The sequence below is a fragment of the Rhodovulum sp. PH10 genome, assembly GCF_000293785.1.
Classification (GTDB): Bacteria; Pseudomonadota; Alphaproteobacteria; order Rhizobiales; family Xanthobacteraceae; genus Rhodoplanes.
Genome location: NZ_AKZI01000031.1, coordinates 1 through 23614, shown reverse-complemented (window position 1 = coordinate 23614; position 23614 = coordinate 1). Strand labels below are relative to the sequence as shown.

Here is a 23614-nt window from a genome sequence, read left to right as displayed (position 1 = left end):
CCGACCACGACCCCGCCGTGCTGCTCCGCTGCGTCGCCTGATCGTCTCGCTGCTTTCATCAGGACAGCAATGAACATTCTCCCCGACATCGCCACCGCGTCCCTTCCCGACAGCCGCAACGACCCGCTCTGGTACAAGGATGCGGTGATCTATCAGATCCACGTCAAGTCGTTCTTCGACAGCAACAACGACGGGATCGGCGACTTCAACGGCCTGACCCAGCGGCTCGACTATCTGCAGGACCTCGGCGTCACCGCGCTGTGGCTCCTGCCGTTCTATCCGAGCCCCGGCCGCGACGACGGCTACGACATCGCCGACTATCGCCGCATCAATCCCGACTTCGGCACCATGAAGGACTTTCGTCGCTTCATGCACGAGGCGAAGCGGCGCGGCTTTCGGGTGATCACCGAGCTGGTCATCAATCACACCTCCGACCAGCATCCCTGGTTCAAGCGCGCGCGGCGCTCCAAGCCCGGATCGCGGGCGCGCGACTGGTACGTGTGGAGCGACACCGACCAGAAGTACCAGGGCACGCGCATCATCTTCACCGACACCGAGAAGTCCAACTGGACCTGGGATCCGGAGGCCGGCGCCTATTTCTGGCACCGCTTCTTCTCGCACCAGCCCGACCTCAATTTCGACAACCCGCAGGTCCTGTGGGCGATGCAGCAGGTGATGCGGCGCTGGCTCGATTTCGGGGTCGACGGCTTCCGCCTCGACGCGATCCCCTATCTGTGCGAGCGCGAAGGCACCATCAACGAGAATCTCGACGAGACCCACGCGGTCATCAAGACGCTGCGGGCCGAGCTCGACGCCTATGCGCCCGGCACCTTCCTGCTCGCCGAGGCGAACCAGTGGCCGGAGGACGTGCGCGCCTATTTCGGCGAGGGCGACGAATGCCACATGGCGTTCCACTTCCCGCTGATGCCGCGCATCTACATGGCGATCGCCCAGGAGGACCGCTTCCCGATCAACGACATCCTGCGTCAGACGCCGGACATTCCAGACGTCTGCCAGTGGGCGCTCTTCCTGCGCAATCACGACGAGCTGACGCTCGAGATGGTCACCGACGTCGAGCGCGACTATCTGTGGTCGACCTACGCCGCCGATCCGCGCGCCCGCATCAATCTCGGCATCCGCCGCCGCCTCGCGCCCTTGATGGACAACGACCGGCGCAAGATCGAGCTGATGAACAGCCTGCTCCTCTCGCTGCCCGGCACGCCGGTGATCTATTACGGCGACGAGATCGGCATGGGCGACAACATCTATCTCGGCGACCGCAACGGCGTGCGCACGCCGATGCAGTGGACCTCGGATCGCAACGGCGGCTTCTCGCGTTGTGATCCGGCGAAGCTCTATCTACCGCCGATCATGGACCCGGTCTACGGCTATCAGGCGGTCAATGTGGAGGCGCAGGCGCGCAGCCTGTCGTCGCTCTACAACTGGATGAAGCGCCTGATCGGCGTGCGCAAGTCGAGCCAGGTGTTCGGTCGCGGGTCGATGACCATCCTGCGTCCGTCGAACCGTGCGGTGCTCGCTTATCTGCGCCAGTACGGCTCGGAGGTCATCCTCTGCGTCGCCAATCTGTCGCGCTCGGCCCAGTGGACCGAGATCGACCTGACGCCGTGGCGCGGACGCGTGCCGATCGAGATGCTCGGGCGCGCCCGCTTCAAGCCGATCGACGACGGACGCTTCGGCGTCACGTTGGCGCCTTACGGTTTCTTCTGGTTCCAGCTCGTCGAGGACGACGGGATCGCGCAGGAGACGATCGTGCAACGGGAATGGGTCACACTGGTGTTGCACAACGGCTGGCGCTCGCTCGGCGAGGGTCGCTCGATGCAGCAGCTCGAGCGCGAGGTGCTGCCGGCCTTCCTGTCGACCCGCCGCTGGTTCGCGGCCAAGGGCGAGGGCGGCGAGACGCGGCTCGAGCGGCTCGTCCCGCTCGCCGACGGGGATCTGCCGCCGGTGCTGGCGATCGTCGACCACTCCTCGCCGCGCGGCACGGCGCGCTACCTGCTGCCGCTCGCGGTGCACTGGGGCCATCTCGACCGCGACAGCGACAAGCCGGTCGGCACCGTGGTGGCGCCGGTGCGCCGGGTCAATCGCGAGGGCATGCTGATCGACGCGGCGGCCGACCGCGATCTCGTGACCATGGTGGTCGACGCGATCCGCTCCGGCGCGCGCCGCGAGGCGGGACCCGGCCTGACGGTGGAGTTCCAGCCGACCGCCCGGTTCGCCGGCGAGGCGCTGGAGCCGATCTCCAACGTGCGGGCGAGCGGGGCGGAGCAGTCGAACTCGACCACCCTGATCGATTCGAGCTACGTGCTGAAATTCTATCGGCGGCTCTCGCACGGCATCAATCCCGAGGTCGAGATGGGGCGCTTCCTCACCGACGTCGTCGACTTCCGCAACACGCCGCCGCTGATGGGCACGATCGAGCTCGAGGAGAACGGCGTGCGCTCGACCATCGCGGTGATGCACCGCTTCGTCGAGAACCAGGGCGACGCGTGGGGCCACACCTCGGCCTATCTCGACCGCTTCCTCGAGGAGGTGGCGCTGCTGCCGCTGGACGGCGAGGTGCCGGAGGACATCCACGCGACGTATCTCAACCGGGTGAGCCAGGTCGCCCGGCGCACCGCCGAGATGCATCTGGCGCTCGCGAGCCGGCAGGACGTCGAGGGATTCGCCCCCGAGCCGCTGACCGCCGCCGACGCCGAGACCTGGACCGGCGAGCTGGTGCGCGACGCGGTCACCATGTTCGACGATCTCGAGCGCCGCGTCGAGGGGCTCGGCCCCAAGGCGCAGCCGGTCGCCCGCCTGCTGATCGACCGCCGCCCCGAGGCGATCGCCGAGATGCACGGCCTGCTCGACGGCGCGATCGGCATCGACAAGATCCGTCATCACGGCGATTATCACATGGGGCAGATTCTCATCTCGAAGGACGACGTGCAGATCGTCGACTTCGAGGGCGAGCCCGAACGGGCTCACGGCGCCCGCAGCCGCAAGGCGCCGTCCGCGCGCGACGCCGCCGGCCTGGTCCGTTCGCTGGACTACGCTGCGGTGTCGGCGCTCGTGCGGCGCTTCGAATCGGCGGTCGACGACGCCGGCCGCCTGAAGGAAGCGCTTGACTCCTGGCGCAATGCAGCGACGGATGCGTTCCTCGGATGTATGCGCGAGACGACGACCGGGAGCAGCCTGTGGCCGGCCGATGCCGCCGCCGCCGATCGGCTGCTGCGGTTCTTCGTATTGGAAAAGGCCGTTTACGAGGTGGGATATGAATTTGCGAATCGACCCGATTGGGTCCACGTGCCGCTCGCTGGGCTGGCACGCGCGCTGTTCGGCGAAGAAGGCGCCCAGCCATGACTGAGGTGTCTCCCGAGGGCCTCGCCGTCATCGGCGGCTATCACGCGGATCCGTTTCGTTATCTCGGTCCCCATGTCGAACAGGGCACCAACCTGGTGCGCGTCTTTCTGCCGGGCGCGCGCGAGGTGGCGGTGCGCTTTCGTGATCAGCAGGTCGCCTCGCTCGCGCGCATCCACGACGCCGGCCTGTTCGCCGGCCCGGTGCCGGTGGGCGGCAACGACTATCGGCTGGCGGCGCGCTGGGACAAGGGCGAGGTCGTCGAGCTGGACGATCCCTACCGGTTCGCCCCGGTGTTCTCGGACGTCGACCTCTATCTGATGGGCGAGGGGACGCACCTCAACATCTACGACAAGCTCGGCGCCCATCCGATCGAGCACGAGGGCGTGCGGGGCGTCGCCTTCGGCGTGTTCGCGCCCAATGCCCGGCGGGTCAGCGTCGTCGGCGACTTCAATTTCTGGGACGGCCGGCGCCACGCGATGCGGGTGCGCGGCAACGGCTTCTGGGAGATCTTCATCCCCGGCGTCGAGGCCGGGCAGAAGTACAAGTACGAGATCCTCGGGCCGCACCACGGCGCCCCGCCGTTCCTGAAGGCCGACCCCTACGCCTACGCGGCCGAGGTGCGCCCGCTCACCGCCTCGGTGGTGGTCGATCCGGCGACCCTGCCGCAGATCGCCCCGGCGCCGTCCGGCATCAACCGGCACGACGGGCCGATCTCGATCTACGAGGTCCATCTCGGCTCGTGGCGGCGCAATCCGTACATGAACAACTCGTGGCTCACCTACAAGGAGCTGGCCGAGCAGCTGCCGCCCTACGTCGCCGAGATGGGCTTCACCCATATCGAGCTGCTGCCGATCGCCGAGCATCCGTTCGACGCGTCGTGGGGCTATCAGCCGACCGGCCTCTACGCGCCGACCAGCCGGTTCGGCAGCCCGCACGAGTTCGCGATGTTCGTCGATTCCTGCCACAAGCACGGCATCGGCGTCATTCTCGACTGGGTGCCGGGCCACTTCCCGGACGACCCGCACGGCCTCGCCCAGTTCGACGGCACCGCGCTCTACGAGCACGCCAATGCGATGCAGGGCCGCCACCTCGACTGGAACACGCTGATCTACAATTACGGGCGGCGCGAGGTGGCGAACTTCCTGGTCGCCAACGCGCTGTTCTGGCTCGAGCGCTACAAGATCGACGGCCTGCGCGTCGATGCCGTCGCCTCGATGCTCTATCTCGACTATTCGCGTCCGCCCGGCGGCTGGATCCCGAACCGCTTCGGCGGTCGTGAGAACCTCGAGGCGATCGACTTCCTGCGCCGCTTCAACACGGAAGTGTTCGGCCGCTTTCCCGAGGCGACCACCATGGCGGAGGAATCGACCGCTTGGCCTTTGGTGTCGCGGCCGGTCGACGTCGGCGGCCTCGGCTTCGGGTTCAAGTGGAACATGGGGTGGATGCACGACACCCTGCGCTACATCGCCAAGGATCCGATCTACCGCAAGCATCACCACGGCGACATCACCTTCGGCATGCTCTATGCGTTCTACGAGAACTTCGTGCTGCCGCTGTCGCACGACGAGGTGGTGCACGGGAAGGGCTCGATCTTCGGCCGCATGCCGGGCGATCGCTGGCAGCGCTTCGCCAATCTGCGCGCCTACTACACCTTCATGTTCGGCCATCCCGGCAAGAAGCTCCTGTTCATGGGCAACGAGTTCGGCCAGGAGCGGGAGTGGACGCACGACCACAGCCTCGACTGGCACCTGCTCGAGCAGAAGGAGCATGCCGGCGTCAAGGATCTGATCCGCGACCTCAACCGGCTCTATCGAAGCCTGCCGGCGCTGCATCAGCTCGACGCCGAGGGCGGCGGGTTCGAGTGGCTGGTGGTCGACGACGCCGAGAACAGCGTGTACGCTTGGCTGCGGCGCGGGCGCGACCCCGGTGCGGTCTGCCTCGTCGCCGTCAACTTCACGCCGGCGCCGCGGCACGACTATCGCCTCCGGGTGCCGTTCGCCGGGGCCTGGCGCGAGGTGTTCAACAGCGACTCCGAGATCTACGGCGGCAGCAACATGGGCAATGGCGGTCGCATCGAGGCGGAGGACACCGGATCGGGCGGCGTCGTCAGCCTGACCCTCCCGCCGCTCGCGGGCATCGTCCTGGTGCCGGAGCAATAGATGCGGGTTCTGCCCGGGGCGCCTTATCCGCTCGGCGCCACCTGGGACGGGCGCGGCACCAACTTCGCGATCTTCTCGGCCAACGCCGAGAAGATCGAGCTGTGCTTGTTCGATCGCACCGGACGACGCGAGATGGAGCGCGTCGTCCTTCCCGAGGTCACCGACGACGTCTGGCACGTCTATCTGCCGCAGATCGGCCCCGGCCAGGTCTACGGCTATCGCGTCTACGGGCCGTACGATCCCGAGCACGGCCACCGCTTCAATCATCACAAGCTGCTGCTCGATCCCTATGCCAAGCGCCTCACCGGGCACTTCGTGTGGAGCGATGCGCATTTCGCCTATCGCACCCGCTCGGCCCGCGCCGACCTGTCGTTCGACAAGCGCGACAACGCCCGCGGCGTGCCGAAGGCGGTGGTGGTGGAGGACGCCTTCACCTGGGGCCAGGACCGCCACCCGGCGACGCCCTGGACCTCGACGGTGATCTACGAGGCGCACGTGCGCGGCCTCACCATGCAGCGCAAGGACGTGCCGGCCGGCATGCGCGGCCTGTTTCGCGGGCTCGGCGCGCCGGCGATGATCGAGCACATGAAGGCGCTCGGCGTCACCGCCATCGAGCTTCTGCCGGTGCACGCCTTCGTCGACGAGCGCATGCTGGTCGAGAAGGGGTTGCGCCAGTATTGGGGCTACGGCACCGTCGCCTTCTTCGCGCCGGAGCCGCGCTACGGCTCGGCCGATGCCGGGCTCGAGGATTTCAAGGCGACCGTCGCCCAGCTCCACCAGGCCGGCATCGAGGTCATTCTCGACGTCGTCTACAACCACACCGGCGAGGGCAACCATCTCGGCCCGACCTTCTCGTTCCGCGGCATCGACAACGCCTCGTATTATTGGCTCAGGCCCAACGCGCCGCGCTATTACGACGACTTCACCGGCTGCGGAAACTCGCTCAACCTCACCCATCCGCGCGTGCTGCAGATGGTGATGGACAGCTTGCGCTACTGGGTCGAGCAGTGCCACGTCGACGGCTTCCGCTTCGATCTCGCGACGACCCTCGGTCGCCAGCCGAACGGCTTCAGCCCGACCTCCGGCTTCTTCGCCGCGATCAGCCAGGACCCGGTTCTCTCTCGCGTGAAATTGGTCGCCGAGCCGTGGGACATCGGCATGGGCGGCTATCAGCTCGGCAATTTCCCGGCCGGCTGGTCGGAGTGGAACGATCAGTTCCGCCGCACGGTGCGCTCGTTCTGGCGCGGCGACGCCAATCAGATCCGCGATCTCGCCGCCCGCATGGCGGGGTCGGCCGATCGCTTCCGCCATCGCCGCCGCCAGCCGCGCGCCAGCATCAATCACGTCACCGTCCACGACGGCTTCACGCTGGCCGATCTCGTCACCTATTCGAGGAAGCACAACGAGGCGAACGGCGAGGACAATCGCGACGGCTCCGACGACAATCTGTCCGCCAACTGGGGCGTCGAGGGGCCGACCCGCGACGAGGACGTGCGAGAAACCCGCCGGCGGGTGCGCAAGGCGCTGCTGGCGACGCTGTTCCTCGCCAACGGCGTGCCGCTGATGCTGGCCGGCGACGAGATCGGCAACTCGCAGAACGGCAACAACAACCCGTACTGCCAGGACAACGAGGTCGGCTGGGTGGACTGGTCCGGCCTCGGCCGGGACGACGACGACAGCGGCGGCGACCTCACCGGCTTTGTCGCCCGGCTGACCGAGCTGCGCCGCGCCTATCCGCAGATCCAGGGGCATCGCTGGCTGGTCGGCCGCACCGGCGACGACTGGGACGTCAAATGGCTGACGCCGCGTGGAACCGAGATGGTCGGCACGGATTGGGCATTTGCGGAAGCGCGCTTTCTCTCGTACGTGCTCGCTCCGGTCGAGCCGTCCGGCGCGCCCGTGCTGATCGTCCTCAACGCCGCCGGTCATGCCGTGGAGTTCGTTCTGCCCGAATGGTCGGACTGCGCGAGCTGGGCGTTGCTCCTGGCGACCGTGCCGGACGATGCCCGGAAGAACGACGCCACGCTGCCGGCCGGCACGGCGTGCTCTGCTCCCGCCCGCTCGGTCACCGTATTCGCAGGAACGTCATGACGACCGCCACCCGCTTTGGACCGATCCTCGACGCCGACGGCGGCGTCACCTTCCGCCTGTGGGCGCCGGCCGCCACGTCGGTCGATCTCGTCACCGCCACCTCGACGCCGATGCGGCGCGACGCGACCGGCTGGTACGAGGCGCGCATCGCCGGCGCGCGGGCCGGCACCCACTACGCCTTCCGCATCGACGGCGACCTCGTGGTGCCGGACCCCGCCTCCGCCTTCCAGCCGCACGACGTCACCGGCGCGAGCGAGGTCGTCGACCATCGCGCCTTCGCCTGGAGCGCCAACGACTGGAAGGGCCGGCCGTGGCGTGAGGCGGTGATCCTCGAGCTGCATGTCGGCACCTTCACCGCCGCCGGCACGTTTCGCGCGGTGATCGACCGGCTCGACGACGTGATCGCCGCCGGCTTCACCGCGATCGAGCTGATGCCGGTCGCCGACTTTCCCGGCCGCTGGAACTGGGGCTACGACGGCGTGCTGTGGTACGCCCCCGACTCCGCCTACGGCCGCCCGGAGGATCTGAAGGCGCTGGTCGACGCCGCCCATCAGAAGGGGCTGATGGTGTTTCTCGACGTCGTCTACAATCATTTCGGGCCGGAGGGGAATTATCTCGGCCGCTACGCGCCGGCCTTCTTCACCGAGAACGTCCACACCCCGTGGGGTGCGGCGATCGACTATGCGGTGCCGGAGGTGCGCGCCTTCGCGATCGAGAACGCCGTGTTCTGGCTCGAGAACTATCGCTTCGACGGGCTGCGGCTCGACGCCGTGCACGCGATCGGCGCGCCGGGCGAGCCCTCGGTGCTGGTCGACCTTTCGCGCGCGGTCGGGGAGCTGGCGGCGCGCACCGGCCGCCACATCCATCTCGTGCTCGAGAACGACGACAACGCCGCCTGGCTGCTCGATCCCGCGCCCGCCGTGCCGGACGGCAAGTACCGCGCGCAGTGGAACGACGACTATCACCACGCCTGGCACGTGCTGCTGACCGGCGAGCGGCAGGGCTATTACGTCGATTACGCCGACGACCCGCGCCGCCATCTCGCCCGCGTGCTGGCGTCCGGCTTCGCCTATCAGGGCGAGGCGTCGCCCCACCGCAAGGGCGTGAACCGCGGCGAGCCGAGCGCGGATCTGCCGCCGGCCGCCTTCGTCTCGTTCCTGCAGAACCACGACCAGATCGGCAACCGCGCGCACGGCGACCGGCTCGACGGGCTGGCGAGCGACGCTCTCGCGGTCGAGGCGGCGCTCGCCGTGCTGCTGCTCGCGCCGATGCCGCCCTTGATGTTCATGGGCGAGGAGTGGGGCTCCGACCGGCCGTTCCCGTTCTTCTGTGATTTTGCCGGCGATCTCGCCGAGGCGGTCCGCCAGGGCCGCCGGCGCGAGTTCGCGGAAGCCTATCGCGACCAGACGACCGCCGGCGAGGTGCCCGATCCGCTGACCGAGGCGACCGTCCGCTCGGCGGTGCTCGACTGGCCGACCCGCGGCCAGCCGGCCCATCGCAAGCGGCTCGATTTCGTCTCGACTTTGCTGAAGCTGCGCCGCGAGCGGGTGGTGCCGCACATCGCCGAGGGCGGCGGAAAACAGGGCGGGAAACAGGGCGCTGGGGGCGCCGAGGTGACGCTCGACGGCGCGGTGCTGACCGCGCGCTGGGCGCTCGACGGCGGCACGCTGGCGCTGATCGCCAATCTCGCCGCCGAGCCGGCCACCGCGCCGGAGGCGGCAAAGCACCTCGCCGGCGGCGCGCCGCTGTTCGGTCCACCGCCGGCCTCGCCCGGCGCGACGCTCGCGCCGTGGTCGGTGTCGTGGTCGTGGAGGGCGGCGTGATGCCGTCCGTCGTTCCGAGCGCGACCTACCGGCTCCAGCTCACCGGAAAGTTCGGCTTCGACGATGCCGCCGCTCTGGTGCCTTACCTGAAGGCGCTCGGCATCAGCCATCTCTATGCCTCGCCGTTCCTCAAGGCGCGCGCCGGCTCCACCCACGGCTACGACATCGTCGACCACGACGCGCTCAATCCCGAGTTCGGCGGCGACGAGGCGTTCGAGCGCCTCTCGGACGCGCTCGCGAAGGCCGATATCGGGCTGATCCTCGACTTCGTGCCGAACCACATGGGCGTCGGCTATGCCGACAATGCGTGGTGGCTCGACGTGCTCGAATGGGGGCAGCGCTCGCCCCATGCCGACTCCTTCGACATCGACTGGGAGACGCTGCCGTTCCGCGGCCAGGGCGGTCTGCTGCTGCCGATCCTCGGCAAATCCTATGGCGAGGCGCTCGACGACGGCGACCTCGTGCTGAAATACGACGCCGGGGAGGGCAGCTTCTCGGTCTGGTACTTCGACCACCGGCTGCCGATCCGGCCCAACCGCTACGGCGACATTTTGAAAACCGTGGTGGCCGAGGCGGGTGCGGGCGACACGCCGGTCGGCAAGAAGCTCCTCGAGATCGCCGACCGCTTCCCCGATCCCAACGAGCCGACCCGCGAGCATGCGCCGGCCTTCAAGGCCGATCTCGCCGCGGTCGAGGGCGGCGCCGAGGTGATCGAGCGCGGGCTCGCCGCCTACCGGCCGAGCGCCAGCGACCCGGCCCGCCTGCACCGTCTGCTCGAGCGCCAGCACTACCGCGTCGCCCACTGGCGGGTCGCCTTCACCGAGATCAATTATCGCCGCTTCTTCGACATCAACGACCTCGCCGGCATCCGCGTCGAGGATTTGCAAACCTTCGACGCCGTGCATCGGAGGGTGGCCGAGCTGATCGGCAGCGGCCGTCTGCACGGCCTGCGGCTCGACCACATCGACGGCCTCGCCGACCCGGTGCAGTACGCCCGCCGCCTGTCACGGCTGGTGCGGATGGTGCGGCCCGGCCCCTCGCGGGCGGAGCCGTTCTACATCGTCGCGGAAAAGATCCTCGGCGAGGGCGAGCCGATGCCGGCGCTGCCGGGCGTCGCCGGCTCGACCGGCTACGACGTGCTCAACGTGCTGACCCGCGTGCTGCTCGACGAGGCCGGCATGCCGCGGCTCGACGCGCTCTATCGCGACATTCTCGGCGAGCGGCAGGACTTCGAGGCGATCGTCGAGGACGCCAAGGTGCGCGTGCTCGAGACCATGCTGGCGAGCGAGTTCACCGTGCTGTCGCGCCTGCTCGCGCGGATCGCCGCCGGCCACTGGCGCACCCGCGACTTCACGCTCGACCGCCTGCGCACGGCGCTGCGGGCCTACATCGTCCATTTCCCGGTCTATCGGACCTACACGAGCGGCGGCCACGTCTCGCCGGCCGACCGCGCCCGCATCGTCGAGACGATCGCCCGCGCGCGCGCCCGCTGGTACGGCCCCGACGCCGGCATCCTCGACTTCCTGCAGGACGTGCTGACGCTCGACATCATCGCTCCCGGCCGGGTCGGGTACTCGCAGCCGCGGGTGCGCCGCTTCACCACCAAGGTGCAGCAGCTCACCGGGCCGGTGATGGCGAAGGCGCTGGAGGACACCTCGTTCTATCGCTATCACCGCCTGCTCGCGCTCAACGAGGTCGGCGGCGAGCCGGTGCTGCCCGGCCTGTCGCCCGGCGAGTTCGATTTCCGCATGCGCGCCCGGCTGACCACGCCGCACGCGATGACCGCCACCGCCACCCACGACACCAAGCGCGGCGAGGACGCCCGCACCCGCATCCTCGCGCTCGCCGAATTGGCCGAGGAGTGGGCCGGCGAGGTGCGGCGCTGGCGCGACCTCAATGCCGGGCTGATCGTCCGCAAGGCCGGCCGCGCGCCGAGCGACGCCCACGAATACATGCTCTATCAGGCGCTGATCGGCGCCTGGCCGGCGGAGGGGTTGGCGGGGGTCGATGCGGGCTTCCTCGAGCGGATGCAGACCTATGCCGTCAAGGCGCTGCGCGAGGGCAAGCAGCAGACCAGCTGGCACAATCCGAACGACGCCTACGAGGCGGCGACCACCGCGTTCCTGGCAAAACTGCTCGACCGCGAAGCCTCCGCCACCTTCCTCGAGGAGTTCGACGCCTTCGCGAGCCGCACCGGGATCCTCGGCGCGCTGACCAGCCTGTCGCAGCTCGTCCTCAAGGCCACCGTGCCGGGCGTGCCGGACATCTATCAGGGCACCGAGTTCTGGGATTTTTCGCTGGTCGACCCCGACAACCGGCGCGCCGTCGACTTCGACGCGCGGCGCACGGCGCTCGAAGACCTGCCGGATTTCCCGACGCTCGCCGAGACGTGGCGGGACGGCCGCATCAAGCTCGCGCTCACGCAAAAGCTGCTCGGGCTGCGTCGCGCGCTGCCGGACGTCTTCTCCAACGGCGCCTACGAGCCGGTGCCGGTCGAGGGCGAGGCGGCGGGCCACGTGCTCGCTTATGCCCGCACCGGCCGGCGCGGCGACAAGGTTCTGGTGGTCGCGCTGCGCCACATGGCGCCGTTCACCGAGGGCGGCCGTCGCTGGCTCGATCCCGCCGCGCTCGATGCGAGCCTGGTGATCGACGGCGTGCCGCGGCTCGACGACGTGCTGACGCCGGAGCGGCGGGTCGAGACCGGCCGGGTGCCGGTGGCGGCGCTGCTCGGGGCGCTGCCGGTGGCGGTGCTGCGGGCGCCGCAGCCGGCGCGTCCCCGCGCGCGCGGCCGGGCGGGCTCGCCAACCACGAAGGCGCACGAGGCCGAGGCGCACGAGACGAAGGCGCACGAGACGAAGGTGCGCTAGATCAAGAACCCCGCCGCGCGCCGTCCTAGACTCGCAGTCACCTGGGCGGCGCGGCGCGTCAGGAACTCGACCCCGTCGCCGGGGATTTCCCTCCCACAGTCAGGAGACGGCGATGGACGATTTCGAACAGCGCGTGCGCGAACGGGCCTACCGCATCTGGCAGGAGGCGGGGTGCCCCGAGGGACAGGCGGACGCCAATTGGGAGCTCGCCCGCGAGCTGGTGGCGATCGAGGAGAACCAGAAGCTCACCACCCTGCCGGTCGAGCGCGATCCGGACGATCCGACGCTCGCCGCCGAGGAGGTCGAGCCGGCCGGCCCCGCCGCCAATGCGGCCGGCGAGCTGCCGACCCTCACCGACGAGGGCGAGCAGGACTACCCGCCGCACCGCCCGCGCCGGGACGACGAAGCGACCGACGAGGCGGCCGAATAGGCGGCCCGACGAAGCTGCCGAGGAGGTAGCCCGAGGAGGCGGGCCCGGTCCCGCGCCGCGCGGCGGCCGGCAGGGCTGCCGCACATGTCCCGAAAGAACGGGCGCCGAACGGCGTCAGCCGGCGTGGTGGAGTGCGGCGAGCAGCCGCCCGATCCCGTCGGCCACCTTCTGCCAGTCGCCGAGCAATGCGCGCGGAAAACGGATCGTCACCAGCGCCTCGCCGATCGGGTGCTCGGCGAGGCAGGTGGCGATGGCGAGCGATCCCGCCGGCCGCTCGCAACGCGCGAGAAAATGCTCGGGCGCGGTCTCGTCATAGACCAGATCCTCGCCCTGATAGGGCGTGCCGTCGCGAAAGCCGAGCACGGTGAGCCCCGCCGGGCTCGGCGAGGGGTCGTCGCGCAGATAGCGCGGATAGATCGACTTCAGCCGCTCGGCCGGATCGAGCACGCCATCGGCCGGCGCCACCGTGACGAAGATCCGCTCCGGCGGCTCGACGATCGCCCCCGGCTCCACCGGGGCGGCGTGCGGGCGCGGCGGCGGCGGCGTCAGCGACGGCCAGTCGTAGACGAGATCGATGCGCTCCTGCGGGCCGGGACGGCGTTGCACCTCCATCCGGATCGCCTCCGGCGGTACGGTAAAAGTTTGCCCCGCCACCACGATCGGCAGATGCGGCACCTGCGGCGTGGCGGACGCCGGCGTCGCCGGCCCGGGGGCCCACAGGGCGGTGAGCCCGGCACCGACCGCGATCGAGCCGACCATGCCGAAGGCGAGCAGAGTGAAGGTGGTCCGGTGGCTGGTGCGCCGGGACGGACGCGGCCGCGCCCGGTGATCGTGCCGCGCCATCGCTGCGTCCCCTGTGTCGTGAGGTGTCGTCTCGGCCCCGAGGCGGCGTCTCGGTCGAGGGTCGAGGCGCCGGAATGCGCCGCCGTTGCGGTCGACGCGCCGTCCGATCGCCCGGCGAGGTACCACAGGCTTGCCGGGCTCGCCACCCGGATGCCGCCGAAAGGGGCCTTGCCCTCCGCCACGCCGCCCGGCCGGCGCCCGACGCGACGCCCCGACAGCGGCGGTCGCACGGTGGACGTTAACCGTTTCTTAAGGATACGGTAGCGTGGCGCCGCCCGATGCGGCACACCAGAGGGGTCGAAGCCGAACCATCCCGTGGAGAGGGGCACCATGTCCGCGGAATCCGTCCAGTCCTTCCTCGCGCTCGCGATCGGTTTCGCCTTTGCCGGCTCGATCGCCACCGGCTACCAGCTGCTGGCCCACCGCCCCGCCTCGTTCCGCCTGCTCGCGCGCGGCGCCTCGCCGGCGAGCCTCGCGGCGGTGCCGCTCCTGGTGTTCGCCGCCCCCTTCATCATCATGCGCAACACGGTGCGCGGCCGGATCATCGAGCGCCGCCGCTTCGAGTTCGTGATGGTCGCCACCGTGATCGCCGGCCTGTGGAGCCTGATGTCCGGCACCGTGGTGGTGATGGCGGTGCAGGCGGTCGCGACCTGGGCCGGCGGCCTGCCGGTCTGACGCGCGGACTCGTTCGTCCGACCGGACGCCCGATCTCGCGCCCACCCTTGCGCCGACCCGGCGCTTCACAGCCGGTGCCGGGCTGCGGTACTCCTGAGACGAGGGCGCCGGCGCCCTCGCTTCACCGGAGACCGACATGCCGATTTTTGCCCTCGACGACGCGACCCCCGATCTCGCTCCCGACGGCCAGTGCTGGGTCGCCGAGACCGCCGTGCTGATCGGCCGGGTGCGGCTGTTGCGCGAGGCGAGCGTGTGGTGGAACGCGGTGCTGCGCGGCGACAACGAGTGGATCGAGATCGGCGAGCGCTCGCAGGTGCAGGACAACGCCACCGCCCACACCGACATGGGCTTTCCGCTCACCATCGGCGCCGACTGCGTGATCGGCCACAATGTCGTGCTGCACGGCTGCACCATCGCCGACCACTGCCTGATCGGCATGGGCGCGATCGTGATGAACGGCGCCCGTATCGGCAGAGGCTCGATCGTCGGCGCCGGCGCGCTGGTGCCGGAGGGCAAGGCGTATCCGGAAAACTCGCTGATCGTCGGCACGCCGGCCAAGGTGGTGCGCACCCTCGACGCCGATGCGGCCGACAAGATCGCCCTCGGGGCGGACGGGTATGTCCGCCGCTGGAAGGACTATTCCAAAGGTTTGAAGCGGATCGGCTGACTCGACGAGCCGGTCGGGTCAGGGCGTGACGGGGCAGGCAGCGGCCGGCGGGGCGGTGTCGATCAGCTCGCTCACCGCGGTGTCCGAACCGATCGGCGCCGGCACGTCGATCAGCCCGAGGCCGGGACCGAGCAGGCGGCGGCCGCGCACCAGCGTGGCACGCGCGGCGCGCGCGTCGAGCGCGGTGCGCATCAGCGCCGGCAGCTCGCGTGGACGGCGCAGGACCTCGCCGAGCACCGCCAGGATGTCGGTGGTTCCGTTCGGCCGCATGGCGGCCAGTGCGGCGCGGGGCAGGGTGCGCTCGGCCGGATCGGTGATCACCCGCAGCGCCGCGACCGGCAGGCCGTGCGCCGCCGCGACGCCGGCGACGATGTGCGATTCCATGTCGACCGCGAGCGCCCCGGTGCGCTGATGCAGCGCACGTTTGGCGCCGGCATGGGCGATCGGTGCCGGCACGCCGACGATCGGTCCGGCGACGGCGTCGGGAATGGTGTCGGTCAGTTTGCGCGACCAGCCGGTGTCGGTCGGGACGCGGGTGCTGCCGGACACGACCTCGGAGGCGACGATGCAGGTTCCGGGCGGCAGGTCCGGATCGAGCCCGCCGGCCACCCCGAAGCTGATCAGGCCGCCGCAATCGGCATCGATCGCTCGGGCCAGGGTGGCTGCCAGGTTGCGGCCGTCGCCACTGCAGATCACACGAACACCCGCGTCCGCGACGATCCGCGCCTCGAACGCCATTCCTACGACGACGATCACTCTCGGCCCCCCAAGGCCCCCGTCTTCCCCACTGGTGCGGGTCGACTCGAATGGAACCCAAATTGCAGCGCCGAACGTGGTTTGTACAGGCTGTCGGCAAACGGTGGTAAAGCGCGCCGCGCGCGCCGCCGCCGGGGCGCGCCGGCCGCGCATCCGAAAAGACTGTTTTATGTCAGTATGATGGAGAGAGGGGTCCGTCGCCGGGTCCGTTCGAATTGCGGGGAAAAATGCAACACTGACAGAAAAACGCTCGGCCGGGTGCGTCCGCTACACCACACACCGGTCCCGGCCGATCACTGAATTCGGATTCATCTATGCGCAGTCGAGGCTCGGGGCGCCGGCGTGCGCCGCTCCGGTGCGACGCGGCAGCCGATGGATGCGACGATGGTGAAGCCACTGGACCGGGCCATGGCAGAGCTCGCCGTCCTGCCGGAGGCGGACGAGGAACCGATCGCCGGCGAGTTGCTCGCGCATCCGGAGACGCTGCGATCGTTGCGGTCGAACATCGAGGCCGGCCTGTGCTCGCTCGACGCCGGTGAGGGACGACGACGGGCGTGACATCTCTTTTCTCGGCCGCGGCACAGCCCCCGACACGACGCGGCGGCGGGCCGAGACCCGCCGCCGTGGACTTGCGAAAGCCGCGGACTTGCGAAAAAGGGCTCGCCGTCAGCACACCCGGCGCAGCCGCCAGGCGCCGTGCCACCACACCCGCCGCATGCAGGGGGCGTAGGCGTAGCCGGGCGCGTAGGGTGCGTATCCGTAATAGGCCGGGTAGCCGTAGCCGTAACCGTACGGCGCGTAGCGGTAGGGAGCGGTCGCCGCGAGGCCGAGACCGAGGCCGACCGCCGCCGCGCCGGCGCCCCAGCCGGGCCCCCAGCCGCGGTTCCAGCCGCCGCCACGCCAGCCGCCGTGCCATCCGCCACCGTGCCAGCCGCCACCGTGCCAGCCGCCGCCGCCGCGCCAGCGGGCGTCGCTGGGGGTGGCGGACACGGACAGGGCGACCAGCGCGGCGGCCGTCACCGCCAGGATCGATTTCCGGGTCATGTCGATGTCTCCTTTCGGACGGCCGCGCGACGAGGGCGACCGGATGCGAGCGCGCGGGCAGTCTTCCCGGCACGATGGCGTCGGCGTGGCGCACGTCGTCCCGCCATTCGGCGGGGTTCGGGGATCCCGGCTCGCAGCGGCAACGCCCGAGGTCCCTGGTTTGTGCCCATGGAACCTCGTCCCGCGAGCATTTTCGTCGTCGATCTCGTACGACACGCTTTACGCCGGGTATAGCCTCGCTCGGGGAGCGGCGGTGGGCGGTCCGTGCTACACGGTCGCCGAATGCTCTTCCGGATGAGACGATGCCCAATCCGTTCGACGACATCTTTCTTCCCGCCTCGCCGGCCGACCCGACCGAGGCCGCCAAGCGCGCCATGCGGCCGCTGCGCAAGCGCTTCTACACCGATGTCTCGGTGCGCGAGACGGCGGCAGGGTTCGCGATCGAACTCGATAGCCGGCCGGTCCGCACGCCGGCCCGCGAGACGCTGGCGCTGCCGAACGGTGCGCTCGCCGAGACGGTCGCCGCGGAGTGGCGGGCCCAGGGCGAGACCATCGATCCGGCAAAAATGCCGCTGACGCGGCTCGCCAATGTGGTGATCGACGCGGTCGGCGCGGCGGCCGACGAGATCGCCGAGGACGTCGCCCGCTATCTCGGCTCCGACCTTCTGGTCTATCGCGCCGACGGGCCGGAGCGGCTGGTCGCCCGCCAGCACGCGCAATGGGACCCGGTGCTCGACTGGGCGCGCGACGCCCACGGCGCCCGCTTCATTCTCGCCGAGGGCGTGGTGTTCGCGAGCCAGCCCGACACCGCGATCGCGGCGATTCGGGCGCTGATCCCGAAGAATCCGTGGCGGCTCGCGGCGGTGCACGTGATCACCACGCTGACCGGCTCGGCGCTGCTGGCGCTGGCGCTCGCCGAGGGGGCGATCGGGCTCGACGCGGCCTGGAGCGCGGCCCATCTCGACGAGGACTGGAACATGGAGCTTTGGGGCGCCGACGCACTGGCGCTCGAACGCCGCGCGTTTCGCCGGGCCGAGATGGACGCCGCCGCGACCGTGCTGTCGCAGGTGGGGGAGTCTCTTTAGGCACCTGCGAGAGAAACCGTCGAGAGAACCGGCGAGCGGTCGGCCCGGCGCCCGGGGCCCGGCGTCCGGGGGCCGGTGTCCGGACGATCGCGCGCGTGCGCCGCCGGCGCGCGGCACGGCCGGGGCGTGACCTTTCGGTGACGGTTGTGGACGAGGCGCGACTGGCGCTCGTCGCTTGTCGACAGTTTCGGCGTATCGCCCGCTCGGTCGGAGTGCCGACCGTGTCATCGAACGGTCTCACCGGTTGCGAACCATCCTCTCTGTACTATCCGGCGTTCGCTCCGTATTACGCGTAAAACCGTCAGAGAGTAGACGGTTGCTCGAATAGTCTTCCGGTACATTGCGACATGTTCGTCTTCGCTACTGCTTCATCATGAATTCTGATGCGGCGGACCACTTTTTCGCAGCTGCGAACGGCGAAAAATAGGCTGCAACTTATGAAAGAGTTTTTGGAGCTTATCGAAAAAACCGCTTGAAAATGGTAGATAAGGACCTATTATCGTCCTAGCCCGTCAAGACAACTCAACAATCGGGGCTTGGACGACTGTCCAGGTTCCCTGACACGCCGCGGGTTCAGGAAACGCCGAGCGCCTCAGGGGGGCGTGGACATGCTTTATTCTTTGGGGGATGCCTCTTCGGGCGAAGGGGCGGAGCGGAAGACTGTTGCCTCGATTTCGAAAGCGCTCGGTCTTCTTGCTTTTTCGGGATTGCTGCTCGGGGCGATCGCACCGTCGCTGCACGCGGAGGTTGCCGGCGCGGTGCAGGCCGAGACGGCCGAGCGGCGGGCCGGGGGCGACGGCGTCCGAACGGTGGCGGGCGAGCCGGACGCCATCGCGGAGGATTTGTCCGCGTTCGTCGCGACGCTGCTGAAACAGCCTTCGCCGCGCGGCGGCTCGCCACACGGGTCGTCCCCGAACGGTGGCTCGCCGCACGGGGCTTCCCCGCACGGAAAATCACCGCATGGAAAAATGTCGGCGAGCGGGGCGGGGCATTCGCGTGCGGTGCCGCTGCACGCGGCGATGCCGGACGTGTCCGCGCTGATGTCCTATGCGGCGGACGTCGGGCTGTCGGTGCCGGCGCCGTCCGGGGCAGCCGAGCCCGGCGCCGGGGAGGCGGCCGTGGACGACAAGTCCGACAGCGATACGTCGGCCCCGATCCGCCTCGCGCATAACGACGCGCCGGCCGTGGCGCCCACCAAGGCGGTGGTGTCGGGGCCGATGGCCAAGATGGTGCGGCCGGCGCCGGGCGATCCGTGGGGCCGCTATTATGTCGGCTCGGAGATTTGCGAGACTTGCCACGCCGGCCTGTTCGACGAGTTCTCGCTGACGGTGATGGGCCGCAGCATCAAGTCCGGAAAGGTCACCGCGCAGGGCAAGATGGAGTGCGAGACCTGTCACGGTCCGGGCTCCGGCCACGTCAACGAGGGCGGTGGGCGCGGCGCCGGGCACATCCGCTCGTTCCGCAAGACCGATCCTGCGACCAGCGTCGCCGACAGCAACGCGATCTGCCTGAGCTGCCACGAGAAGGGCAACCAGACCTACTGGCCGGGCTCGACCCACGAGACCCGCGACGTCGCCTGCACCGACTGCCACACGGTGATGCGCCGTGTCACGCCGCGCTTCCAGCTCGCCAAGAAGACGGTGATGGACACCTGCTTCCAGTGTCACAAGGATCGCCGCGCGCAGTCGCAGCGCACCTCCCACATGCCGATGCGCGAGGGCAAGGTGACCTGCGCCAGCTGCCACAATCCGCACGGCAGCGCGACCGAGGCGATGCTGCGCGAGCCGACCGTCAACGAGACTTGTTATACCTGCCATGCCGACAAGCGCGGGCCGTTCCTGTTCGAGCACGCTCCGGTGCGCGAGAACTGCCTGAACTGCCACGATCCGCACGGCACGATGCATCCGAACCTCTTGGTCGTGATGCGCGAGCGGCTGTGCCAGCGCTGCCACACCAACCCGCACAACCAGCCGGGGCTCGGCGTGATCGGCATCGCCAACAGCATGCGCTACGCGGTCGGCAGCTCGTGCCAGAACTGCCACACCAACATCCACGGCTCGAACAGCCCGTCGGGATCGCGGTGGCATCGGTGATCGCGGCCGCCGTCGCGGCCCGGCCGCGGCGGCATCGCCGGCGATCGTGAAACGTCGACAGTGAAGGACACGGGGGAGCGCCGTCTCCCCACGCGAGCGGCCGCGTCCAAGACGGCCGCCGAACGAAGAAGCTCGTCACGTCGGGAGAGGAAGCGCGCGCCCGGTCGGGCGCAAAGGGGGGCACCATGAAGGTCCATGGCGGAGTTCTGATCACCGGAATGCTGTTCGTCGCCACCGGCGTCGCCGCCACGCGGGTCGCCGCCGAGGAAGCCCCCGTGCCGGCGGCGGTGCCGCTCGCGGTGCCTGCCGCGGTGCCGCTCGTGGCGCCCGAAGCGGTGCCCGCCGCGGTGCCGGCCGTCGCTCCGGTCGCGGCGCCGGACGGGCTGCTCGCCGAGCACGGCGGCGTCGAGACGTTCGGCGTCTTCGAGATGGGCTGGCGCGCCTTCGTCGATCGGCCGGCCGACTACACCCGCTGGTGGGCGGCGCCCGGCCGCCCGCCGGGCTCCGCGCCCTCCGAGAGCATCGCCAAGTTCGACGAGTACGGCACCATCCGCCCGGGGCCCTATCTGCAGCAGCTCGATTTCGCTGCCCGCACCAAGGACGGCGTCTACTGGTCGGAGCTGCGCATCAACGACTACGGCACCGAGAGCTTCCGCTATGTCGGCACCGACAACTACCGCGCGGTGTTCGACATGATGAAGGCCGGCGAGCACTATTTCACCGCCGAGTGGGACCAGCTCCCCCATCTCTACAGCACTTCGGCGCAGAGCATCTGGAACGGCGTCGGCACCAACCAGCTCACCACCAATGTCGCGCTCGGCAACAACCCGACCCAGGCGCAGGTCGCCGCCGCGCTGAACGCCAATCTGCGCACCATCGACATCGGCATCGACCGCAATATCGGCCGCGCCTCGTATCGCTGGACGCCGGACCCGAACTGGGATTTTCAGGCCTCCTACTCGAACGATCACCGCACCGGCACCCAGGTCGCCGGCGCCATCGTCGGCGGGCTCGGCAACCAGCAGATCGTGCAGCTGCCGCGGCCGGTCGACGACACCACCCAGAACGCCAAGGCGAGCGGCCAGTATTTCGGCGACACGCCGTGGGGCCACTTCAACATTCTCACCTCGGGCGGCGTCTCGCTGTTCACCAACGAGCACGACTCCTACACCTACGAGAACCCGTTCTTCAGCGCCGCCAACCCGTCGGTCTTCTCGCCGCTCGGCCGGGTGAGCCTGCTGCCCGACAACCAGGCCTACACCGCCTCGATGACCACCGGCGTCGACCTGCCGTACCGCACCCGCTACATGGGGACGTTCTCCTACGCCTCGATGCGGCAGGACGAGGGCTTCGTTCCCTACACCATCAACCCGTTCGTGGTGGCGAACGCGCTGCCCTCCGACAGCGCCGACGCGCGCATCGACACGATGCTGATCAACAACGTGCTGACGACCCGCGTCACCGACGACGTCAAGGCGACCTTCCGCTATCGCTACTACGACAACGACAACAAGACGCCGGAGCGGTTGTTTCCCGCCTATGTGTCGGAGGATTCCTCCAACAACGGGATCGCCGCCGGCAGCGTCCGCCGCAACCTCGCTTATGCCTACACCAAGCAGAACGCCAGCGAGGACGTGACCTGGCGCGTCACCAAGACGTTCAATGTCGGCGCCACCGCCGCCTGGGAGCGCTACGACCGCGAGCGCCGCGAGGTCGCCGTCACCGACGAGCTGTCCGGAAAGATCTACGGCGACTGGCGCGCTTTCGACGGCGGCATGTTCAAGACGAGCTATCTCTACTCGCAGCGCCGCTACGACGGCGTCTACGATCCGCAGTCGCTGGTGCGCTACACCTACTGGTCGTCGCCGGACACCCAGACGGTCACCAATTTTCTCATGCGCAAGTTCGATCTCGCCGACCGCGACCGCCACAAGGCGATGGCGGTGTTCGAGCTCGACACGCCGATCCCCGGCCTGGTGGTGTCGCCCAATGCGGGCCTGCGGTTCGACGACTATCTCACCGATCCGTACGGCGCCGGCGAGCTCGGCATTCTGAAGGACAATGTGTGGAACGCCGGCATCGAGGTCGCCTATGCGGTGAGCCCCGGCCTGCGGCTGATGGCGGCTTACGTGCACGAGCAGTTCGATCGTGATCTGGTCGGCAGCTCGACCATCACCGCGCTCGACGGCACCACCTTTCCGGCCGGCGGCACCAGCCGCTTCTTCAGCAACATGCGCGAGGACGTCGACACCGTGGTGGTGTCCGCCAATGTCGACATCGTGCCGGACTCGGTCGATCTCGGCCTGTCCTACGCGATCGCCCACGGCAAGGAGGACTGGACCGCCGAGCCGTTCGGCAGCAACACGCCGTGCCCGAGCGACACGGTGTGCGCGCCGTTCCCGACCTACCGCACCAATTATCAGCGCTTCGAGGGCGTGCTGCGCCACAAGCTCGATCCCGACACCATCGCGAAGCTCGGCTGGAGCGGCGACGTGACGCTGAAGCTTCGTTATCTGTGGGAGCGCAATCAGGTCGCCGATTGGCAGAACGATCTCGCCTCGCCCTACATGTATCTGATCGACGCGAGCGTCGCCCGCAACATCGGCATGGCGGCCTTCAATCCCAATTACGACGCACAGCTCGTCGGCGGATCGGTGGCGTTCCGCTGGTGACGACCGTCCGGCCGGAAGCGGCCGGAGCAAAGGCCACAACGGCCATCTCGAAGAAGACCGACCAAGAGGAGACGCATCGATGACGGACAGGACGAAGAGCGGGCGGGCGATGTCGCGGCGGCGCATGCTGCGGCACGGGCTCGGCGCGGTCGGCGCGGTCGGGGCGGTGGCCGCGCTCGGCCTCGCCGCCGCCGGGCCGGCCGACGCCCAGGTGCGCAAGGCGTCGCAGAAGGCGGCCGGCTACCAGGGCTCGCCCAAGGGCGCGCAGCATTGCGGCAACTGCCGCCACTTCCAGCCGCCGTCCTCGTGCAAGACCGTCGACGGCTCGATCAGCGCCAACGGCTGGTGCCGGCTCTACGCCAAGGCCTGAGCCGGAGCCGACCCTGCGCCCGGCGCGCCGTCTGCCGCGCCGATCTCCGGGCATCGGCGGCGTGACCGGGCGAACTGCCGTCCCGCCCCTCCCGCGGACGGCGGGGAGCACCGCGGCCCGGTCGGCGGCCGGGCCGCGGTCGCCTCTCACGGGTGATCGTTGCGCCGGCGGGCACGTGTCCCGCACGAGAGATGCGCGGTTAAGAGTCGGTTCACGCGGATCGGGCATGCTTCGATCCTGGAGCAGCCCGACCGGAGGCGACCTTGGACCTCGTCGTCTCGCCCATCGCGATCAGCCCGAACGCCCAGGGAGGCGGCAACGCGCCGGCCTTCACGCCGGGGCAGGTGGTCGACGCGCTGGTGCTGCGGCTGATCGACCAGACCCACGTCCAGCTCGCCATCGGCAATTCCCTGATCGACGTCCAGACGGCGGTGCTGCTCGAGGCGGGCACGCACGTCCAGCTCGCGGTGCGGGCGACGCCGGACGGGATGAAGCTCGTGCTTCTGCACGCCCCGGTCGGCGGTGGCGCCGCCTCGCCCGGCTCGGGCGCCTCGGGAGGTGCCGGCGTGCCGGTCTCGGGCGCGAGCCCCGGTGGCACCGCGACCACCGCCGCCGGGACCGCGTCTGCCGCGACGACCGCCGCTGCGGCCGCGGCCGCCGATCCCTCCGCGCCCGC

General features: G+C 69.6%; 17 protein-coding genes. 14 read left to right on the top strand and 3 right to left on the bottom strand.

Annotation, left to right across the window (positions count from 1 at the left end; genetic code table 11):
• Window positions 1–69: 69 nt before the first annotated feature.
• The 6 genes from treS to A33M_RS06335 all read left to right on the top strand — a co-directional run bounded on the left by treS (window position 70) and on the right by A33M_RS06335 (window position 12733).
• Complete coding sequence (gene treS, locus A33M_RS06360; RefSeq protein ID WP_008384817.1) at window positions 70–3363, top strand: maltose alpha-D-glucosyltransferase; 3294 nt, start codon at window positions 70–72, stop codon at window positions 3361–3363.
• Window positions 3360–5522 (top strand): 1,4-alpha-glucan branching protein GlgB, encoded by a 2163-nt coding sequence (gene glgB / locus A33M_RS06355; protein WP_008384815.1) that lies wholly within the window; start codon window positions 3360–3362, stop codon window positions 5520–5522. Before treS ends, glgB begins: the two co-directional genes overlap by 4 nt.
• Entirely contained in the window at window positions 5523–7613 is a 2091-nt protein-coding gene (gene glgX / locus A33M_RS06350) for a glycogen debranching protein GlgX (protein WP_008384813.1), read from the top strand.
• A complete protein-coding gene (treZ, locus tag A33M_RS06345; RefSeq protein WP_008384811.1) occupies window positions 7610–9436 on the top strand; it encodes a malto-oligosyltrehalose trehalohydrolase in 1827 nt (608 codons plus the stop codon). The genes glgX and treZ overlap by 4 nt, the downstream gene beginning before the upstream one ends.
• Complete coding sequence (gene treY, locus A33M_RS06340) at window positions 9436–12303, top strand: malto-oligosyltrehalose synthase (RefSeq protein ID WP_040619582.1); 2868 nt, start codon at window positions 9436–9438, stop codon at window positions 12301–12303. Before treZ ends, treY begins: the two co-directional genes overlap by 1 nt.
• Before the next feature lie 112 nt (window positions 12304–12415).
• Window positions 12416–12733, top strand: a complete 318-nt coding sequence (locus tag A33M_RS06335; RefSeq protein ID WP_008384807.1) for a DUF2934 domain-containing protein — start codon at window positions 12416–12418, stop codon at window positions 12731–12733.
• 114 nt (window positions 12734–12847) lie between these two features.
• On the opposite strand, the gene A33M_RS06330 is transcribed toward A33M_RS06335, so the two are convergent.
• Window positions 12848–13576, bottom strand: a complete 729-nt coding sequence (locus tag A33M_RS06330; protein ID WP_008384805.1) for a hypothetical protein — start codon at window positions 13574–13576, stop codon at window positions 12848–12850.
• Between the two features lie 330 nt (window positions 13577–13906).
• On the opposite strand from A33M_RS06330, the gene A33M_RS06325 reads away from it, so the two are divergent.
• Together A33M_RS06325 and A33M_RS06320 are read left to right on the top strand one after the other, a co-directional pair.
• Complete coding sequence (locus tag A33M_RS06325; protein ID WP_008384803.1) at window positions 13907–14251, top strand: DUF6949 family protein; 345 nt, start codon at window positions 13907–13909, stop codon at window positions 14249–14251.
• A gap of 136 nt (window positions 14252–14387) precedes the next feature.
• Complete coding sequence (locus A33M_RS06320) at window positions 14388–14918, top strand: gamma carbonic anhydrase family protein (RefSeq protein WP_008384801.1); 531 nt, start codon at window positions 14388–14390, stop codon at window positions 14916–14918.
• 18 nt (window positions 14919–14936) lie between these two features.
• Here A33M_RS06320 and A33M_RS06315 read toward each other — a convergent pair whose 3' ends face one another.
• Window positions 14937–15827 carry a phosphorylase gene (locus A33M_RS06315; protein ID WP_083850338.1) on the bottom strand — a complete coding sequence of 297 codons (891 nt, stop codon included), beginning with the start codon at window positions 15825–15827 and terminating at the stop codon, window positions 14937–14939.
• A 219-nt stretch (window positions 15828–16046) separates the two neighbouring features.
• Here A33M_RS06315 and A33M_RS06310 point away from each other — a divergent pair, with 219 nt between their 5' ends.
• Window positions 16047–16232 (top strand): hypothetical protein, encoded by a 186-nt coding sequence (locus A33M_RS06310; RefSeq protein ID WP_157223363.1) that lies wholly within the window; start codon window positions 16047–16049, stop codon window positions 16230–16232.
• A 108-nt stretch (window positions 16233–16340) separates the two neighbouring features.
• Here the strand turns inward: A33M_RS06310 and A33M_RS23735 are convergent, their stop codons facing one another.
• Window positions 16341–16718 (bottom strand): hypothetical protein, encoded by a 378-nt coding sequence (locus A33M_RS23735; protein WP_008384797.1) that lies wholly within the window; start codon window positions 16716–16718, stop codon window positions 16341–16343.
• A 302-nt stretch (window positions 16719–17020) separates the two neighbouring features.
• Between A33M_RS23735 and A33M_RS06300 the strand changes: the two genes are divergently transcribed.
• From A33M_RS06300 to A33M_RS06280, 5 genes are all read left to right on the top strand, one after another.
• Window positions 17021–17803 (top strand): ATP12 family chaperone protein, encoded by a 783-nt coding sequence (locus tag A33M_RS06300; RefSeq protein ID WP_008384796.1) that lies wholly within the window; start codon window positions 17021–17023, stop codon window positions 17801–17803.
• Between the two features lie 968 nt (window positions 17804–18771).
• Window positions 18772–19896 carry a DmsE family decaheme c-type cytochrome gene (locus A33M_RS06295; protein ID WP_202801806.1) on the top strand — a complete coding sequence of 375 codons (1125 nt, stop codon included), beginning with the start codon at window positions 18772–18774 and terminating at the stop codon, window positions 19894–19896.
• A gap of 185 nt (window positions 19897–20081) precedes the next feature.
• Window positions 20082–22568, top strand: coding sequence for an MtrB/PioB family decaheme-associated outer membrane protein (locus A33M_RS06290; RefSeq protein ID WP_008384794.1), 2487 nt, complete (start codon window positions 20082–20084; stop codon window positions 22566–22568).
• 79 nt (window positions 22569–22647) lie between these two features.
• Entirely contained in the window at window positions 22648–22938 is a 291-nt protein-coding gene (locus A33M_RS06285) for a high-potential iron-sulfur protein (RefSeq protein WP_040619571.1), read from the top strand.
• 263 nt (window positions 22939–23201) lie between these two features.
• Window positions 23202–23614, top strand: a 413-nt coding sequence (locus A33M_RS06280; protein ID WP_040619568.1) for a hypothetical protein, incomplete at its 3' end; no start/stop codon positions are given.

Coding starts and splice junctions, on each gene's coding strand:
- treS (WP_008384817.1), top strand. CDS start 70: ATGAACATTCTCCCCGACATCGCCACCGCGTCCCTTCCCGACAGCCGC.
- glgB (WP_008384815.1), top strand. CDS start 3,360: ATGACTGAGGTGTCTCCCGAGGGCCTCGCCGTCATCGGCGGCTATCAC.
- glgX (WP_008384813.1), top strand. CDS start 5,523: ATGCGGGTTCTGCCCGGGGCGCCTTATCCGCTCGGCGCCACCTGGGAC.
- treZ (WP_008384811.1), top strand. CDS start 7,610: ATGACGACCGCCACCCGCTTTGGACCGATCCTCGACGCCGACGGCGGC.
- treY (WP_040619582.1), top strand. CDS start 9,436: ATGCCGTCCGTCGTTCCGAGCGCGACCTACCGGCTCCAGCTCACCGGA.
- A33M_RS06335 (WP_008384807.1), top strand. CDS start 12,416: ATGGACGATTTCGAACAGCGCGTGCGCGAACGGGCCTACCGCATCTGG.
- A33M_RS06330 (WP_008384805.1), bottom strand. CDS start 13,576: ATGGCGCGGCACGATCACCGGGCGCGGCCGCGTCCGTCCCGGCGCACC.
- A33M_RS06325 (WP_008384803.1), top strand. CDS start 13,907: ATGTCCGCGGAATCCGTCCAGTCCTTCCTCGCGCTCGCGATCGGTTTC.
- A33M_RS06320 (WP_008384801.1), top strand. CDS start 14,388: ATGCCGATTTTTGCCCTCGACGACGCGACCCCCGATCTCGCTCCCGAC.
- A33M_RS06315 (WP_083850338.1), bottom strand. CDS start 15,827: ATGCGCGGCCGGCGCGCCCCGGCGGCGGCGCGCGCGGCGCGCTTTACC.
- A33M_RS06310 (WP_157223363.1), top strand. CDS start 16,047: ATGGATGCGACGATGGTGAAGCCACTGGACCGGGCCATGGCAGAGCTC.
- A33M_RS23735 (WP_008384797.1), bottom strand. CDS start 16,718: ATGACCCGGAAATCGATCCTGGCGGTGACGGCCGCCGCGCTGGTCGCC.
- A33M_RS06300 (WP_008384796.1), top strand. CDS start 17,021: ATGCCCAATCCGTTCGACGACATCTTTCTTCCCGCCTCGCCGGCCGAC.
- A33M_RS06295 (WP_202801806.1), top strand. CDS start 18,772: ATGTCGGCGAGCGGGGCGGGGCATTCGCGTGCGGTGCCGCTGCACGCG.
- A33M_RS06290 (WP_008384794.1), top strand. CDS start 20,082: ATGAAGGTCCATGGCGGAGTTCTGATCACCGGAATGCTGTTCGTCGCC.
- A33M_RS06285 (WP_040619571.1), top strand. CDS start 22,648: ATGACGGACAGGACGAAGAGCGGGCGGGCGATGTCGCGGCGGCGCATG.